16 protein-coding genes and 1 pseudogene are annotated in these 17,777 nt (G+C 40.0%); 6 read left to right on the forward strand and 11 right to left on the reverse strand.

Going from position 1 to position 17,777, the window contains the following annotated elements; all coding sequences use genetic code 11:
- From J8Z25_RS17605 to dapA, 8 genes and pseudogenes are all read right to left on the reverse strand, one after another.
- Positions 1 to 354, reverse strand: coding sequence for an ApeI family dehydratase (locus J8Z25_RS17605; protein ID WP_250662215.1), 354 nt, complete (start codon positions 352 to 354; stop codon positions 1 to 3).
- Positions 338 to 1,696 (reverse strand): AMP-binding protein, encoded by a 1,359-nt coding sequence (locus J8Z25_RS17610; protein WP_250662216.1) that lies wholly within the window; start codon positions 1,694 to 1,696, stop codon positions 338 to 340. The genes J8Z25_RS17605 and J8Z25_RS17610 overlap by 17 nt, the downstream gene beginning before the upstream one ends.
- Positions 1,683 to 2,249, reverse strand: coding sequence for a COG4648 family protein (locus tag J8Z25_RS17615; protein ID WP_250662217.1), 567 nt, complete (start codon positions 2,247 to 2,249; stop codon positions 1,683 to 1,685). The genes J8Z25_RS17610 and J8Z25_RS17615 overlap by 14 nt, the downstream gene beginning before the upstream one ends.
- Positions 2,250 to 2,257: 8 nt before the next feature.
- Positions 2,258 to 2,503: an acyl carrier protein gene (locus J8Z25_RS17620; RefSeq protein ID WP_054554554.1), complete on the reverse strand. Its 246-nt coding sequence runs from the start codon at positions 2,501 to 2,503 to the stop codon at positions 2,258 to 2,260.
- A 25-nt stretch (positions 2,504 to 2,528) separates the two neighbouring features.
- A complete protein-coding gene (locus J8Z25_RS17625; protein WP_250662218.1) occupies positions 2,529 to 2,786 on the reverse strand; it encodes a phosphopantetheine-binding protein in 258 nt (85 codons plus the stop codon).
- The gene (locus J8Z25_RS17630; RefSeq protein WP_250662219.1) at positions 2,783 to 3,568 is read right to left on the reverse strand and encodes a lysophospholipid acyltransferase family protein; all 786 of its coding nucleotides are present in this window, start codon (positions 3,566 to 3,568) and stop codon (positions 2,783 to 2,785) included. The genes J8Z25_RS17625 and J8Z25_RS17630 overlap by 4 nt, the downstream gene beginning before the upstream one ends.
- Positions 3,558 to 4,172 (reverse strand): annotated as a pseudogene (locus tag J8Z25_RS17635) (beta-ketoacyl synthase chain length factor); the annotation flags it as partial. The gene J8Z25_RS17630 and the pseudogene J8Z25_RS17635, both read right to left, overlap by 11 nt.
- 202 nt (positions 4,173 to 4,374) lie before the next feature.
- Positions 4,375 to 5,289: a 4-hydroxy-tetrahydrodipicolinate synthase gene (gene dapA, locus J8Z25_RS17640; protein WP_250662221.1), complete on the reverse strand. Its 915-nt coding sequence runs from the start codon at positions 5,287 to 5,289 to the stop codon at positions 4,375 to 4,377.
- A 160-nt stretch (positions 5,290 to 5,449) separates the two neighbouring features.
- Here dapA and J8Z25_RS17645 point away from each other — a divergent pair, with 160 nt between their 5' ends.
- Complete coding sequence (locus J8Z25_RS17645; RefSeq protein WP_130052721.1) at positions 5,450 to 6,103, forward strand: DUF6058 family natural product biosynthesis protein; 654 nt, start codon at positions 5,450 to 5,452, stop codon at positions 6,101 to 6,103.
- Between the two features lie 239 nt (positions 6,104 to 6,342).
- Positions 6,343 to 10,119 carry a S8 family serine peptidase gene (locus tag J8Z25_RS17650; RefSeq protein WP_250662222.1) on the forward strand — a complete coding sequence of 1,259 codons (3,777 nt, stop codon included), beginning with the start codon at positions 6,343 to 6,345 and terminating at the stop codon, positions 10,117 to 10,119.
- A gap of 93 nt (positions 10,120 to 10,212) precedes the next feature.
- Here the strand turns inward: J8Z25_RS17650 and J8Z25_RS17655 are convergent, their stop codons facing one another.
- On the reverse strand, positions 10,213 to 10,440 hold the full coding sequence (locus tag J8Z25_RS17655; RefSeq protein WP_372799648.1) for a hypothetical protein: 228 nt from the start codon (positions 10,438 to 10,440) through the stop codon (positions 10,213 to 10,215).
- Positions 10,441 to 10,689: 249 nt separating this feature from the next.
- On the opposite strand from J8Z25_RS17655, the gene J8Z25_RS17660 reads away from it, so the two are divergent.
- A complete protein-coding gene (locus tag J8Z25_RS17660) occupies positions 10,690 to 10,941 on the forward strand; it encodes a type B 50S ribosomal protein L31 (RefSeq protein ID WP_130052724.1) in 252 nt (83 codons plus the stop codon).
- Positions 10,942 to 10,959: 18 nt separating this feature from the next.
- Entirely contained in the window at positions 10,960 to 11,097 is a 138-nt protein-coding gene (gene ykgO, locus J8Z25_RS17665) for a type B 50S ribosomal protein L36 (RefSeq protein WP_054554561.1), read from the forward strand.
- Between the two features lie 43 nt (positions 11,098 to 11,140).
- On the opposite strand, the gene J8Z25_RS17670 is transcribed toward ykgO, so the two are convergent.
- Complete coding sequence (locus tag J8Z25_RS17670) at positions 11,141 to 11,527, reverse strand: cytochrome b562 (protein ID WP_284693415.1); 387 nt, start codon at positions 11,525 to 11,527, stop codon at positions 11,141 to 11,143.
- 323 nt (positions 11,528 to 11,850) lie between these two features.
- Here J8Z25_RS17670 and J8Z25_RS17675 point away from each other — a divergent pair, with 323 nt between their 5' ends.
- Together J8Z25_RS17675 and J8Z25_RS17680 are read left to right on the forward strand one after the other, a co-directional pair.
- Positions 11,851 to 14,781 carry a TonB-dependent receptor domain-containing protein gene (locus tag J8Z25_RS17675; protein WP_250662224.1) on the forward strand — a complete coding sequence of 977 codons (2,931 nt, stop codon included), beginning with the start codon at positions 11,851 to 11,853 and terminating at the stop codon, positions 14,779 to 14,781.
- A 156-nt stretch (positions 14,782 to 14,937) separates the two neighbouring features.
- Complete coding sequence (locus J8Z25_RS17680) at positions 14,938 to 15,981, forward strand: ABC transporter substrate-binding protein (RefSeq protein WP_250662225.1); 1,044 nt, start codon at positions 14,938 to 14,940, stop codon at positions 15,979 to 15,981.
- A 22-nt stretch (positions 15,982 to 16,003) separates the two neighbouring features.
- Here the strand turns inward: J8Z25_RS17680 and J8Z25_RS17685 are convergent, their stop codons facing one another.
- Positions 16,004 to 17,773, reverse strand: a complete 1,770-nt coding sequence (locus tag J8Z25_RS17685; protein WP_250662226.1) for a sugar phosphorylase — start codon at positions 17,771 to 17,773, stop codon at positions 16,004 to 16,006.
- Between the last annotated feature and the right edge of the window lie 4 nt (positions 17,774 to 17,777).

Below are 17,777 nucleotides of genomic sequence, written 5' to 3' on the forward strand. Positions count from 1 at the left end.
TTAATCACAAAATACAATTCGACCAGACGCATGTTGGCCTTTGTCTGATTGATAGCTAAACAAGCACTTACCTTTTGCATTACGCTCAAGGGTTAGGTTTACCGTCATATCAGGCATTGTTACTACCTGAAACTTTAACACTTCTAAATCTTGTACAAGTTTGCCAAAACCTAAATATTGCTGAGCATATTTTACTGCCCAATCAAGTTGTACTACACCTGCTAAAATTGGCGCATCAGGAAAATGACCACGAAAATAATCTAAATCAGCAGCAATGGTTAACGCTAAACTCACGCTAGTTTCAGTTTGTGATAAAACGGCCACCTCTGGGGTTACGTTATTCAGGCTTGGCAAAATACTGCTCCAATGTTTTTAAACTTAATTTAGCTTGGCTGTTAAAAGGAAGTGCATCGATGTAGCGCCATTTACGTGGTAAGCAAATACGTTCAAAGCGGTTTGAGAGGTGCGCTTGTAATGCGCGGTTTATTGCTAATTTACCCTGTTGTTCAAGCTCTTTATTAGCTTCATCACTGAGCACAACCACCGCACCAATTTGTACACGCTTGGCTGGAATAACCACTACTTTTACTTCTTTTACCCAGTCATGGTTTTGCAGATAACTCTCAAGCTCATCTAAATTTAAACGTTTTTCTTCAATTTTTATCGTTCTGTCTATACGGCCCAACAGTTTAAATTGACCATTTTTATGAACGAGTGCTCTATCATCTAAAGGAAAGTTCGATTGCTCTAAAATCGCAGAATCTAGCATCAATCGCCCTTCATGATTTAACGATAAAAAATTACCATTAAACGGCTGCCATGGTACATCAACCGCAGCCTGTGTAACTTGACGATAAGCAATGCCGCCTGTTTCAGTACTACCAAAGACTTGTGTCGCCGGGAGAGCTAACTGGTTAAATAAAGTTTCGGCATGCTCATTATTGAGTGGTCCGCCAGAGGAAAATAACCACTTAATTTTATCGCGTTCAGGTATTAACACATTATCAGCACATAAACGGCCAAGCTGTGCTGGGCTTGAAACGAGCACAGCATATCGAATGGTTTTTAACCTTTGCGCGATATGTTCTGGATACTGAATTTGCTCGCTATCAATTATATGACCCTTAGACAACGGCCAAAGTAAACGGAACAATAAGCCATAAATATGTTGATGCGATACGGTCGCTAAAAACGTAAATTGACGTGGTAAGTCAAATGACATTGATAATACTGCGAGTTCTCGGTTTAATACCCGCCACGGTTTCACAATCGGTTTAGATTGTCCTGATGAGCCTGACGTATAAAATATAACGGCAGTATTTATAGGCCATTGTAAACGGTTAGTTTGCAAAGGCCTGTAACCTTGGCTGTGCTCAAGGTTGGTAAATAGTACATCGTCATCGATATTAGTCGCATCACCAGCAAAAAAAGCAGACTGCGCAAGCAATAAACTTAGTGTTTCATTCTGACCATTAGGTGGAAGAATAATATTATGACCACTACAGGCTAAAGCAAATAAGCGCACTGCAAATTGGTAGGTATCAGGGTGAAATAGCACCACATGGCTGCCAGTTTTCAGCGCTGTGAGCTTACTTTGATAAGCCGCAATATCAGCATAAAACTGTGTTTGTGTTATTGGCTGCCCTGCAACAACAAATGCAGCGTCTGGGTGAAATTTCAGGTTACTCGCTACCATTACTTTTAACCTTTTGTCTTACAAGCCATTCCACAAGGCCTAAGAGAGCTATCAGAATATAGGCTATTAATCCGTTGTACAGAGTCCATGTCTTTAACGAAGTAAATAGGCTAGTGTATAACGCAATACTGCCATTAATAATAAAAAACGCGCACCATACTTTAGTAACTTGGCGCGTGTAATTAACCCCTTTTTCATCAAGATCAGGCTCTTTAATTCGAGCAAAACTCTCAATGACTGTTGGGCCATTTTTCAGCGAATAAGCAAAGGTGATTGCCATTACTGTATTTATAATGACTGGGTAAAGTTTTAAGCCCAGATCACTGTTAAAAAACTGCGTTGTTGCTAAAGCGATAATACCCAAAATAGAGGCGGGTTTTATCCATGGCATAGATTTGAGCAGCTTTTTGCTAAGCAAAAGCCTTAAGCCGACCAATACCATCAGTACCAAGCTCACTTGCCTTATTGAGATATGCTGTAATCCAAAATACACAATAAATGGGTATAAAGATAAGCACACTAAGAGCAGTGTTGTGGTTATCGCTTTGAGCATAATAATGTTTATGAAACGAGCTTTTCTACTTCATTTACAACATCTTGCACAGTACGCACTTGCTTAAATGCATCCGGCTCAATTTTCTTGCCAGTGATTTCGCGTAGTTTTACAACTAAGTCAACAGCATCAATGCTATCAAGATCTAGGTCTTGATACAGGTGCGCATCTAGGCTGATATCATCAGCATCGATCTCAAATTCATCTACTAAAATGCCCTGTAAAACGTTGTAAATATCAGCAGCGGTTTTCATGCTTATTCCTACTTCTAAGTCTGTATTATGATTGGTGTTGGTTAATAAACTCTGCCAGTGCACCTACTGATGCAAAATGGGCTTTTGTTTGTTCTGAGTTTGCGTCAATTTTAACGTTAAACTCTTTTTTAATGGCTAAACCAAGCTCAAGCGCATCGATGCTATCTAGACCTAAACCATCAACAAATAGAGGTTGGTCATTTTCAATATCATCCACGGTAATATCTTCAAGATCTAAGCTGCTAATGATTAATTGTTTTATTTTGTTCTTTAGTTCAGTCATAGGTGCCTGAGTTCCTCTGAAAAGTAATGTTGCAAATCACGGGTTAATTGTCGTGCTTGCATAGCGGGTTGTTCATTATTAAGTGTGTCATTAAATGTAAATGGGTCACTGGCAAAGCGCATTTCAAAATGCGCTTTTGTTGCTGCGACGCAATACCATGGTGTGCCTTTGGTCAAAGTACTTGGTTTCATACTAATCAGCACTGAGGTAATAGGAGCTTTACAGCGAGCAACAATATTCGCAGCACCACGCTTAAATTTTAACTGTTCACCAGGGGTTGTGCGGGTGCCTTCAGGAAAGATAATCAGGTTATTTCCAGCAGCAAGTGATGCTTCACATTCGTTTAGTAACTCTTGTGGGTCTTCATTACTAATATAACCTGTGCCCTTAATTACACCGCGCATAAATGGATTTTTAAATAGATGTGCTTTGACCACGCAGTCAGCATTTTTAATGACAGATATCAGCACCACGACATCAATTAATGAAGGGTGATTGGCAAGTACAAGTTGCCCTTTAAGATCATGAAATCGCTGTTTATCATGCACCGAAAAATGGATAGCACCAGTGTAATGCATCAAGGCAACAAAAAATTTAAAACTATAATGAACCGTTAAACGCGCTTTTTGCTTACGTTTTGCTTGGCAGGGTTCAAATAAGCGTTGGATAGGTAAAACCAATAAGGTTAGAAGAATACCGCCAAAACCAAATACAGTAAAACAAAACCCCGTTGCCAATACACGCCAAATTTTATTCAACTTTATATAAAAGTTAGTCGCCATGGTACTGTAGCATCCAAGCTGATTGTTGATGTGAAAGCAGCGATTGTGTTCCTTTGCTTGTTAAAGCAGCTGCCAATTGCAAACTCAATGGTAAACATGAGTCACTTTGCGTATGTTCTGATTCAGGAAGTTTTATTAATTCAAAATACGGCTTACCGATCTGTGCTTTTGATAATACAAACGACACACTATGAGCAATTTGTTGCTCATCGCTAAATGGTAAGTATTCATCGGGTAATACGCTTTCGGCATGGGCTATTAAAATTTGCTGCTCAACACCAATATGAACACGTGCAAAGCCATCGATCATGGCAGAAATAATACTGTCTTGCCCACCTGCGATGGCATTCATTGGTGCTTTATTTTTTGCAATAATAGAAAACAACCCGGTTGCGGCATTGTGCACACTCAAACCAAATGCGGTAGGAGAAAGAGGCTCTTGTTCAACTAGTGAATGTAATAGATTCGCCGTTTTTGGTAAGTCGCCATGACGCGATGAAAAATTTACGGCGAGCTGCTCGTGATTCCCTTGTGCTTGATGCATAGTATGAAGAGCCATTTTCATGAAAGGGCTTAAACGGCGACGCTGCATAGGTGCAACCCAGCTTAAATCAAGGTCGAGAAGATCGAGGTGGCTTAATCATGCTACTTGTTGCTCGGGTGCAACCCATAAACACAGATTATCAACAACAAATTTCACAAGTATTATTCTTATAACGCCAAACGATTGCTAATTTTACCTATTAGCTACAAAAAAGTAAAACAATGGTGCTTAATTACAAAAGTAATTAAGCACTCATTCATTTTTATCGTAAAATGACGTCTTTTTCAGCTAAAAGTTGTGCTTTTTCGCCTACTATATCAGCAATATCAAGTTCGTTAATGTATGCTAACCCTATTTTTTGTTGCTCATTTGATAGTGGCACATAAGGTAGACGGAACACAGGGTTCACCGCACCTGTCATCATCAGAGCAGTATTTATCGCAATTGGATTAGGCTCGCAAAACAACCACCCCATTAAAGGCTGTAATTTTGCGTTTAATGCATCATTCTTTTCATTCATCAAGTGACGAAATAAGCCTGGAATGATGTTAGATGTAACCGAGATAACACCGTGGGCTTTATGAATATGCCTTGCATCATGCGCTTCATCGTCATTACCAGACCAACAAGCAATACCTTGCTGTTCATAATGTGCAATTCGCTCATTACCACCACATTCTTTTACACCAATAAAGTTTTCGTGTTTAGCGAGTGGTTCAATGATATCGGGGGTTAGATCTTGACCTGTACGACCTGCTACGTTGTAAATAAATGCAGGACCAATATCAAGTAAACGATTAAAGTGTTCTTTTACTCCGGCCAAAGACGTGCGCCCGTAATATGGATTGATTTGTAGCGCAGCATCCATCCCTGTAGCAAAACCATACTCGGTTGCTTTAATCGCTTCACGGGTATTGTTACTACCCGTATTACCTACAATTAGTAAACGATCTGAGAATTTGCTAACACTATGTGCAATCAGCATTAAGTGTTCTTCCCAATTCATTAGTTGTCCTTCACCTGTGGTACCGCCCACAATAATGCCATCAACGCCAGCTGCAATTTGTTGCTCAACAAGGTCGTCATAGCAAGCAAGGTCAATTTCACCATTCGTTAAATATGGTGTTTTTATAGCGGTGATCAAACTTGCTTGTTTAATTGTTTCTAGGTTGCGCATAACTTTTTTAATGTTTGGAAAATTTGCGCTAGTTGTATCATAAACACAGCCATTTTCCGAGTAGTGAGCTGTAATAAATAAAAATACTTGAGAAAAAATCAAAGTTAAGCCAAAATCAAACACTGTATATATTAACAGTATTTATAACGAGTATTTGACAATGCAACTTTCTAAATTTTTGGCAACCTACTTTTACACTACCGAAGAGCTGTGTCAGACCCTATCAATTGATGAGGAAACCTTATCAGAATGGCAGCAAAGTAGTTTATTTCCAAAGCCAAGTTACTGTTTGCAGAGTCAGTTAGAGTGCAGTTCATATTCAGGTATTTACCAATGCGAAGAATATCAAGACTACTACCCTCGTGGCGCGGCGAGTTGGGGGCAATTAATTATTAAGCACGACATTACTTCATCTTGCCAAGCATTTAATTATTTTGCCCAGCAATATTCAAATCATCTGAGTAAACTGGCCGAGCAAGGATTTGCAATAAATGAAGAGTTGTTTGGTAGTGAAATTGAGGAACATTTACAACAAGTATGGCAACAGTTTTTATGCAGCAAATATGGAGTCCTCACACAAAATGGCTTAGTTGAAGAAGCAGTGCAGCTAGATGTCGCTAAATTACTTATTGATGATATTACTGAGCTACGCACTAAAATCGGCTTAACTTTGGAGGAGCGACAAAGCTTACATAAAGCTCTCAAATTAATGAACCGCGCTTTAAGTTATGGTACTGGAAACGAGGGTAAAAACACTCTAAGACATCGTTATATAGATAACGTGGTCACTAAATACGACCTATCAATAAAATAACCCGATTAATTTGCCACTCTAAAATGAAGCAAAACTGAACGACCGGACAAAGTTACAGCAACGTTTAAATTGTTACCGTTTAGTTAATACAATTTGCTACTTTTGTTTTGTAGGTTTTCATATTTTTAATCGTTAGATTGATCTAGTTGAGTTACTTAAGTTGCGAGTGCAATACACATTAACAATGAACAGTGCTCTTCTCTTCTCAACTAATTAAATCATAAATGAAGGATTGAAAGATGAAACCTTTTTCAAGGCTTGGTCGCATAAATGCGACCTACTTGGCTATGCTCGGCTTGAGTTTAGCGCAACCAGCAATGGCACAAGATGTTGCCATCACTAAAACAAAAACAGATGCGCTTACCTTTACACTGATTACAGGTGACAAAGTATCTGCGGTCGTCAATAAAAACGGTGAGTTAGGTGGTATTCGTTTACTCAATGCAGATGGCTCTGATGCAATTACGAGTATTTTTAAACGTGGTAAAAGTACTTATGTTATCCCAACGCAAGCACAAGCCCTTGTAAATTCACAATCAATTGATATGGAATTATTTAATATCAATAAACTTTACGAGTCTGGTTATGATGATGCATCTACTGATGTACTGCCTATAATTGTTGAATATCGCGATGGCAGCCTTGCAGGTACGGCAGTACCAAAGACATTTGCAGGCATATCATTGACTAGCGAAATAGAACTTATCGACAGTGCAGCATTCGCAATTAGTAAAGATAAAGCCGCTCAAGCTTGGCAAACGCTAGCATCACAAGCTGATGTAGAAGGTATTTGGTTAGATGCTATCGTTCACGCTCATAAAGTCTCAAAGTCAGAGACATTAACACCGACAGTACCTTTAACCGGAGCTTATGGTGAAGCAGCCATTAACTACAATGGAGCAGGTATTAAAGTAGCCATTCTTGATACAGGCTATGACACTGAACACCCTGATTTACATGGACGTGTAGTTGCATCTCGTGATTTTACATATTCAAGTAACGGTGTTGACGATATAAATGGTCACGGTACACACACTGCTTCAACCGTGGCTGGTAATGGTCACGAATCTGATGGTAAATGGGTCGGTGTTGCACCCGGTTCAGAGCTTATAATCGGTAAGGTACTTGGTAATAATGGCGGCGGTTCAACACTAGGAATCCTAAATGGGATGTATTGGGCTGTCATGGATGAACAAGCAGATATTGTTAATATGTCTCTCGGCGGTACGGCAACAACTTGTAGTGGCCCACTCGTTGACATGGTTGAAGCTCTTAGCGAGAAGGCATTATTTATTATCTCTGCAGGTAATAGTTTTACCCGTGAAACCATTGGTTCACCGGGCTGTGCGCCAAGTGCACTAACCGTTGGTGCTATAGATCGTGACGGTAATACAGCTTCGTTCTCTTCGCGCGGTCCTTCACCAGATGGTCACTCAGCAAAACCAGATATTACCTCACAAGGTGTGTCTGTTGTAGCAGCTGCATCGGGTGGCTTAGGTGATACTGCATACCGAGTTTACTCTGGTACATCGATGTCAGCCCCCCACGTAGCTGGAGGAGCAGCTATTGTCATGCAGGCCCGCCATGATTTAACACCACAACAAATAAAAGATGTACTGACTTCATCTGTAAAAATAACCGATTCACATGTACTTGAGCAAGGCGCAGGCCCGATGGATATCAATCGCGCGATTGATCAAGCCATCATTGCCCCACCTAACAGAGAACTTGGCTTTTTTAAGCATACTGAAAACGATGCTTTTACTGAAACATCAGTAACCTTAAAAAATATCTCGCAGAAAGATATCACCCTGAAATTAAAACTCGATTTAATTGGTGAAGATGGTAAAACACAATTACCAGCGACACTGGCTGGACTAGCTGCTAAATCAATTACAATACCAGCCAATGGCGAAGCGCAAGTACCAATGTGGATCGACCCGTCTGTTGCATTGAGAAACGGTGCATACGGAGCGATTACTGGTCGTATTACAGGTACTTCAACAAGCCAAAGCAATGAGCAACTTATTGTTCCCGTCTCTTTTTGGATAGATCAACCAAAAGTTTCTCTCACAGTCAACTTAACTGACCGTTGGGGTAATCGTGCAAGTGCTCCTTCAAAGGTGTATCTAATTAACGAAGAAGATGATTGGGGTTCACTTGTCCGACTAAATGGTGGGAAAGCAGAAGCTGAAGTACCTGCTGGTTACTATACTATTGTGGCTAATATCATGACTTACGATAACCCTGACTCAAATTCAGGTCTCGTTGATTCAGCAGCGCAAATGGCCGTTCTAAATAGAAAAATTGATAGTACTACAGTAATTGATTTAGATGCTCGAACAGCTCAACAAGTAACCTTCAAAGCTGAACAACCTCTTGCTCCTCAAGGTTATTCTTTTGGTTTCACCTATGCCCTAGACGATGAAAAAGTAGCGAAACTAGCCGGCATTGAAATGGCTCCAGATTATGTAAGTGATATGTTTGCATGGTCTCAAGGTCATGATGATCGTTTCCGCTCATTTGTCACTACACGCGCACTTGCACCAGAAACAACGGTAAAAATGCAAAATGGCGTTGAGCTTGACTATATTAAGCAAGGCTTAGCACTTTCTTTTCATGGCGAAGGCTCTGCTGAAGTAGTGCCAGTAGGTGATGCAGGTTATAGCACTGACTGGAGTCAATTTCAGTTAGAAGGTAAAATAGCCCTTATTACTAACCCTTATTATCTGACTTCTTACATGGTTGGTAACGCGATGAAGAATGGCGCCATTGGCGTAATCTTCTATCGTCCATCTCGTGCAGGTCGCTATAAAGGAACCATTACAGGCACACCTAAAATACCTGTAATTGGTATTAGTTCTGAGCAAGGTGAAACGCTTATGACTGAGATCGAAGCAGGTAATAATATGGTAAGTTGGTCAGGGATTGCAGCCGAACGCTCACCTTATGCCTACTCTATCAATCATATTACTGATGGTCGTATTCAATCAGGTCAAATCAATATCACTGAACATAAGATGCATAAGATCACCGCTTCTTATCATTCACAAAATGATGAACGTCCGTCTTGGACTGATGCGATGGCAATGACCAACAGTACAGGTGAGTTTTACTCTACAGGTAGTACACAGATGATCATGCTACCTCATGTACGTGAAGAGTATTACACAGCCACAACGAAGAATGCGTGGACGAATATCGTCATGCCAAATTATCAAATGCAAAGTTCTGGCGCTTACTTTGATGGTCCACGTACAATGACACCCGCAGAAGAAGAAACAACAACATGGTTCAAAGGCCCTCGTGCTGGTAGCTTAGGCAGCAGTGGTTCGCCAATTATCCGCCGAGATACTAACTTACTCCACTTCAATATTGCAGCCTTTGGCGATGCCTCTAATCACGACGGGATGTTTGGCTATATGGGTAGTTCGGCTTTCGGTTTAACTTTAGATGGTAAGCCTGTATCCCCTTATCAAGGGACACTAACTCTTGAACCTGGCGACCACCAAATTACACTCGAGGTGCGTTCATACGCACGTGGTGTTGGTGAGCGCTCTCCTGTTAAAGACAACCTAGGATCACTATACCAAGGCTTCTATACTTTTACTGCCAATGAGCAGCATCAAGGTATACAACCAGTACTGATACCTATGATTGATTTACCTGTAGACATCGAAAACACGATGAATGTAGGCGAAGCTGCACAGGTTAAGTTATCAGGCTTACTTGATGGTGTTGGCGAAGTTCCATTAGCAGACGTACAGTTCCAATATGCCTATGGTCAAGAGTGTGCAATTACCTCAATTCCTGCATATATCTACTGCCCTGTATCAGACAAGTTCTCCCCAGAAAACTGGGTTGATGCACAGATACAAAATATTGATGGTGAATGGATTGCGACAATTCCAAATGATGGCAACTCAGGTGATTTTGTCCACATTCGTACTGTTGTAAGTGATTATGGCACAAGCACAGCTGAGCAATTTACATTACGTGCTTATATGCTCAAATAATAAGTTAGCGCTAATCAGCAAAGCCGCCTTCGGGTGGCTTTTTTCATATAAAACATGATGCTTAAACACAATATATTCAAGCATGAATAGGTATTAAGAATCTAAATGCTCATACTGCCCGCGATAAACTTCAAAAGTTTTAACGACGGTATGTTGCTCTTTACTTAGATTATCAAACCAAGTATCAAAACGTTCATCATCATCTTGTTCACTTAGTGCTAAATATTGTGCTAACAGCTCAATAATATCGTTGTGACTACAAGACAAAATATCTACATGATTAGCTAAAATAGAATGGTCTTTATCGCGAAGCATGTTCATTACATTTTGATCTAGTTCTTCACGGCTAGTTTTATCATTCACTTCCATATCCTTCTTTAAAATAAGCACGCATACCTAGTTATAACAGCCTTATCGACAATATCCAGCTTTTTAAAGCTAACTGCTTATTGATTGCTCAGCTTGTATAAATTTAAAACAGAACACAATAAATAAGAATTATTTTCATCTTGATATCAATACACAACCACTATATAGTCGATACATTATCACATAACATAGAGTTGAATTATGAAGCCCAATATCCACCCTGATTACCAGCAAGTTGCTTTTCATGATACAGCAGCAGACAGCTACTTTATTATTGGTTCTACTATCAAAACTTCGCGTACGATTGAACTTGAGGGAAAAACTTACCCTTATGTACCAATTGATATCTCAAGCGACTCTCATCCGTTTTATACTGGTAAACAAAAAGCCCTAGCAAGCGATGGACGTGTAGCAGCATTTAATCGTCGTTTCAAAAACTTAGCGAGCAAATAGTTACTATAAGGAAAGAACATGAAAGTATTAAGTTCATTAAAAAGTGCTAAGAACCGCCCGGGCTGCCAAATCGTAAAACGTAAGGGTCGTGTCTATGTTATTAATAAAGACAATCCGCGTTTTAAAGCAGTTCAAGGTAAAAAGAAAAAGCGTTAAAAAAGGTGCCTCGGCACCTTTTTAAAATTAAAGTAAATCTAACTTACTTACCAAATAACAACTCCCAAAAGCCTGGTGGCTCATGTAGCTCATGGTATTTCTTACGTAGCTCATCAATAGATTTAAGCGGCGCTTTTGCAGCTTCAAGGCCACGGGTCGTTGCAAGTTGCTTAGCTTGCTTTGCTTGATTTATAACTTTATCAAGCCCTTCTAAAGACGCCGTTTTATGCTGTTTAAAATCAGCAGTTTTAGCTGTCTCTAACAATTCAATAAATTCATCAATAGCTGTATTAAAGGTGGCAAGATCATTAGCACGTACAGAGTTTTTATAAGCAAGTCCCATATTTTTCATATTGGCCTCAAGATCAATATTACTGGCCGCGCTCAGACTGGAAAAAACGATTAAAAAACTAATAAAAATGGCTCTCATACACCCTCAACCAAATACAAATTATGCGCCCATTATAAAGCGAAACGCTGTGTAAACCTAATACTGGTAAAATATTACACCAAACAAAAATATTAAAACTCAATTCAGTTAGCAATCGCTAACAACTAACACATATAAAAATCTAATCCATACTAAAATTAACTTAAGCAACTGTTTCATTTAGCTTTAGTAGCGTACAAATTGATACGCAGTTTTTATTTGCAAAAAATAGGGACAATGATAAAGTCTTAGCTGTTAATATTTTGAAATAAAAGTTAACAAACCTCATATAAAGGATAAAATAAAAAATAACAGGTGAAATAATGAATAAATATAATATCTTAGGTACAAGTATTAAACTTGCCCTATGTACATCTGCACTTGCAATCTCTGGTCAGTCTATAGCAGCAGATCAAGAAGGTGCTGAACCTATTGAAAAAGTACAAGTTATCGGCTCTCGTATTCGAACGGACAGTTTCGCAAGTGAAACTCCTATAGATATAATCACGGTAGAAGATGCAAAAAATGAAGGCATCAAAACGCTAGCTGATTTACTTAGAACCAGTACTGCCGCAGCAGGTTCAAATCAAATTACCTCAGCAATGAGTGTGGGTTATGTTACTGCTGGTGGTAAAGGTACAGAGACTGCATCTTTGCGTGGTTTAGGTGCATCTCGTACCCTAATTCTTCTAAATGGACGTAGAGCTGGTCCAGCAGGTACTCGTGGCCAAGTTTCGGCTTTTGACCTTAATACTATTCCACTATCAACAATTGAACGTGTAGAAATCCTTAAAGATGGCGCATCTTCATTATACGGTTCTGATGCGATTGCAGGTGTTATCAACATTATTACTAAGAAAGGTGACGATAAATCTGTAAATGTTGATATTAGCCAACCATTTGAATCAGGTGGTGAAGAGCAACGCTTCAATGTTAGCTATGGTGAAGAATTTAGCAAAGGATCTTTCCGTGTAACTGCTGATTATAAAGTTTCAAAAGAGCTGAAACGAGGTGATCGAGACTTCCTTAATTGTACAGAGCGACTTTTATATAATACAGATGGCTCTCAAGCTGATCCGATCGATCCTAGAACAGGCAAGGCAAACTGTAATGAAACTGGTTATGGCCTTTGGGTATATGGTGCAGGTGCATCAAATGTTATAGGTAGCGGACCAAACCTAGCATACGACTATGATGGATTCTTCGGTGCAAACGGATATGATAATTACAATAGTACAGCGACCCAACCAGGTGATTTAACTACTCCTGATGGCTGGTATCCTGTTTCTTATGACAAAGAAAGTGATGGTTGGTGGGACCTTCAGCACCCGTTTCTAGACAATGAAAGTATGCGTCCAGAAACTAAAGTGTGGTCAGTATTTGCTCAAGGTGATTACGCAATTACTGATGATATGAAATTATACGGCGAATTAATCCATAGCTCACGAACGACTACAATGAGTAGTTATAGACAGTTTTGGATTGGTGATATTGGCCCTCAAGCTGCAGACCTATTTGATGGTTTCTCTGGAGACGCATTTTTAATGCCTGTTGCATTATCTGATCACTACGGTTCTGAGACGACAGTTGATTACACGCGTGCTGTAGTTGGTTTAGAAGGTAGCCTAGGCGATTGGTTGTGGGATGTTTCTTACCAAAATAGTTACAATGACGGTGAATATCAGCAACAGATCTTCTTAAGAGATTCGCTTGTGATGTCTCAGCTAAATTTAGCTAATGGCGTCCAATGTAATGGAGAAGTAACTGAGTTTTCAAAAAGAACGTGTGTAGATATCCCTTGGACAGATCCAAATTTCTTAGCTGGAAATCCATCTCAAGAGGTTAGAGATTTTATTTTTGGTGAAGATATCGGTAATACTATTTATAAGCAACAAACTTTAGATGCTTATATTACTGGTGACTTATTTGATTTACCAGCAGGAACAGTTGGCTCTGCATTTGGTCTTTCAATTCAGAAGGATGAAATCGAAGACACGCCAGGAAAACATACATTAGAGGGTAACTCTTGGGGTCTAACAGGAGCGGGGATCACTGCGGGTTCACAAATCACACGAGCTGTGTATGGTGAAGTCAAAGTACCTGTTGTAAAAGATCTATTTTTAATGAACTCTCTTGACCTATCAGCGTCATTCCGTTGGACAGACGTAAATACTTATGGCAACGATACAACATATAAATTAGGTCTAAATTGGGAAGTGCTTGAAGGCTTTAATATTCGTGCAAACCGAGGTAGTTCTTTCCGCTCGCCAGCACTTTATGAGCTTTATTTAGCTAACCAATCTGGTTTTGGTGGACAGTTAGCAGTCGATCCTTGTTTGAATTGGTCAGAAGAGTTTGCCGCAGGTAATATTACTCAGACAGTTGCAAACAACTGTCAAGCAGATGGGATCCCTGCTGATTATGCTTTAGGCGGTAGCTCTGCAACTATTTATACAAGTGGTGGTGAAGGACGATTAAAAGCTGAAACTGCGGTCACAGAAACTATAGGCTTTGTTTGGAGAAGTCCAGAAGACACCTATGCTCTTTCAATAGATTATTACAATATTTCGATTGATGATGAAGTAACTAGCTTAAGTGGCAGTGATATTACGTCTCAATGTTATGAATCTAAAGATTTTGCAAATGAGCCGTTGTGTGGCCTTTTCACTCGACGAGATGGTTCTAATAACGACTACGGCATTGATGAAATCTATAGTGGTTATGTAAATGTTGCGAGCCAAAATGCTCGCGGTGTCGATTATAACTTCACATACCAAGATATGTTTGACTTTGGCTCAATCCGATTCCGATTAGAACACACAATGCAAATTGAGCGTACTTATCAGTTATTCGAAAATAGTGAGCTAAACAATGAAGTTGGCGAGATGGGTGAACCTAAGCATGTTGGTAACGCATCACTAACTTATGGTTGGAATGATTACAGCTTAACATGGACTGCGAATTACTTCGATTCAACAAACGATTACGAATATAACAATGATTCAAATCTAACATCATATCGTGGGGAAGAAGTTCGTTTCGTTGGTGAAACTAGATGGACAACTTATCACACTCTTTCGGGTTCGGCTAACTTCGATGGTGGTTGGAGCGCGACAATGGGTGTTGCAAACTTATTTGATAAAGAGCCTCCTCGCTTATCAAGCACAGAGTTCCAAGTAGGTAATGCGGCATTGTATTCTCAATACGACTCAATTGGCCGACGTGTATTCGCCAATGTAACGTATGAATTTTAATTTAGCGTTGTAATTTCAATTTGATTCTCTTGGGGCTGCACTTTTGTGCAGCCCTTTTTCTATCAATTAGAAAAAACTATCCTATTCTAATCATTTACTTAAACCTATCAATTCGCGCTATACTCTAACCTATCAGCCGATTAACCTAATAAAACCATGCTAAAAACGGTATTTTTCACTATCTGCCTATTTTGCTTACCGAGTGTATTTGCCAAGCAAAGTGTTATTTTTATAAATCCTGGCCATGCCGATACTAATGTCACGGGCCCGTTTTGGTTTGAAGTGTCGCAGATGATGCGTGACGCTGCCAAAGACTTTGATCTCGATTTAACCATCCATTATGCCAACCGAAATCATATTGAAATGAAGTCATTAGTGGCTAAAGCGATTAAAGCAAAGCCAGATATGCTGATTTTAGTTGATGAGAAAAGCGTGCTAACCCAACATCTTTTGAGCATAGAACACACTTCTACGCCGATCTACTTTTTACTTAACCGCCCATCTGAAAAAGAACTAAAAAGATTGATTGATCATGGTATTAATATCACAGGTAGCGTGGTACCCGATAATAAACAAGCGGGGCAACTTCTTGCCAATAAGCTGATTGAAAATAGTCAACAAGCTGCTAGTGTTTTTGCGATTAATGGCGATTACACGACTCATGCAGCACTTGATAGGGAGCAAGGTTTAAAACAAAGTGTATTAACGCATGATAATACACACATCACGGCGAAAACAGTTGCCAACTGGTCAGCAACACAAGCGTATCGTCATAGCCTTGGCTTTTTTAGCCATCAACCAACCATTAATATTGTCTGGGCAGCCAACGATGCTATGGCCTTAGGAGCGATTGCTGCGCTTGATGAATTAAACAAACGCAAAGAAGTATTAGTTGGTGCAATTAACTGGCCGCTTCGAGCTGTAGCAGAAAAAATAGACGTCACTATCGGTGGTCATGTTACGCTGGGGGCTTTAGCAGTGGTGAATATTCATGACTTACTGAATAAACACTCCTCTGGACCTATTCATCAAAAAGTGGCCATTTTCAGTCAACATAACGAACAAACGCTTAAACTCGTTGAACAAATTCACAGTGATAACTTGGCAATTAACTTTCGCGTTTTCAGTAAAGCACATATAACACCTCTTCCTTTTAGTGTTGAATCTCTTCTCTTAGAGGCAACAAAAAGCGCACTGTAAAGGGCATTTACAGTGCCTGCCTTCATTTATTGCTGAGCCATACAGCTTGGTATGGGGTTAGCGACATGGTTTTTGTCTGCTCGGTAATTTGCTCACCGCTGATTAAATCACGCCACTGCTCAGTACCAATCAAATTTAAGTCGGCAAGAGTAAGAGTTTGCGTCTCGTCACTGATGTTATAAACACAAAACATACTTTGCGAACGGTTGATACTTTGTCGCCAAAAACCAAATAACCCCTCGCTTAAATGTAATGTATATTGCGTTGCATTAGGGTGAAAAGCGCTTTGTGCCTTACGAATAGCCATTAGGTTTTTCATCGCTTTAAACACAGTACGATGATGAGCATTTTCGTTATTCAACTTGGCAAGTAAATCTGACTCTTGCCAGCGGTGACGGTTAATCGCTCGGTTATGTTGGCTGTTTTCAAAGCGTTCATAATCATTGGTAGTACCGAGTAAGCTATGAATATACAAACCTGGAATACCTTCAAGTGCAAACATAATGGCATGCGCACATAAAAAGCGTGCAACCCCCCATTTATCTGGGCCTTTATGGGTACCTTGCAGCGCATCAAACAATGCGATGTTTAACTCATAAGGGGTGTTGGTGCCATCTGGTGCGGTACGTAATGATACTTTACCGCCATATTTAGCCGTGGTACTGACCATTTCGGCAATTTCACTTTGCTCCAATAACCCTTCGACAGGCCTTAAACCTATACCATCATGTGATGCTATAAAGTTAAAGTATGCAGTCCCTTCTTGAGGGGGTGGCATGCTCATCATCCAGTGCTTTAATGCGGTGCTATCGCCACTCAGTAAGGTATGTAATAGCAAAGGCGGTAATGAGAAATTGTAAATACAATGTGCTTCGTTGGCATTACCAAAATAAGAGAGGTTTTCGCGGTTTGGAATATTGGTTTCAGTGATAATAATCACGTTAGGCTCAAAATGCTCTATCAGGGTGCGAAGTAATCTGATCACTTCGTGAGTTTCTGGTAGGTTAATGCAGCGGGTATTCAGCTTTTTCCATAAAAATGCCACCGCATCGAGGCGGAAAATTCTTACGCCATTATCTAAATAATGACGAATAATGCTGACAAACTCATTGAGCACATCTGGGTTGGCAAAATCAAAGTCGACTTGATCGTGGCTAAACGTACACCATACATGTTGCAAACCGTTTTTTGTTTCAACCGCTTGTAAAAGAGGCGATGTTCGCGGGCGAACAACTTGAACAAGATCGTCACTCGGGCTTGCTGTTTTAAAATAACACTTACCAGGCTCTTTGCCTTGAATAAAGTTTTCAAACCAAACACTTCTGCTAGAGCAATGATTGATCACTAAATCAGCCATCAACCTGACATCCTTCGAAATATCGCGGATATGCTGCCAACTGCCTAACGCTTCATTCACTTGCACATAGTTCATTACCGCGAAGCCTTCATCTGAGCTATACGGGTAAAATGGCAAAATGTGTAATGCATTAAGTTCAGGCAAGCATTGGTTTTTTACAAAGCGATGTAAGGTATGCAAAGGCGGCTCTTCAGGCTTAGCAACCGCTTCATCCGTGTTAGCATGGCGAATAATCGAATCACCATAGGCGATTAAAATCATATCTTGCTCATCCCAACGGTTTTTATGCGGCGTTGGGTCACGGACAGGATCATCACCTAACATGGTATCGATTAATCTGTCTGCGAGTTGTTCAAGCGTTGTTGATAGTTCAACCTCGCCGTAGATGCAGGTTAAATGCTGAATAACCCTTTGTTGGAGTAGCTCTAAAGTCACGTGC

Source organism: Pseudoalteromonas sp. SCSIO 43101 (genome assembly GCF_023650775.1).
Classification (GTDB): Bacteria; Pseudomonadota; Gammaproteobacteria; order Enterobacterales; family Alteromonadaceae; genus Pseudoalteromonas; species Pseudoalteromonas apostichopi.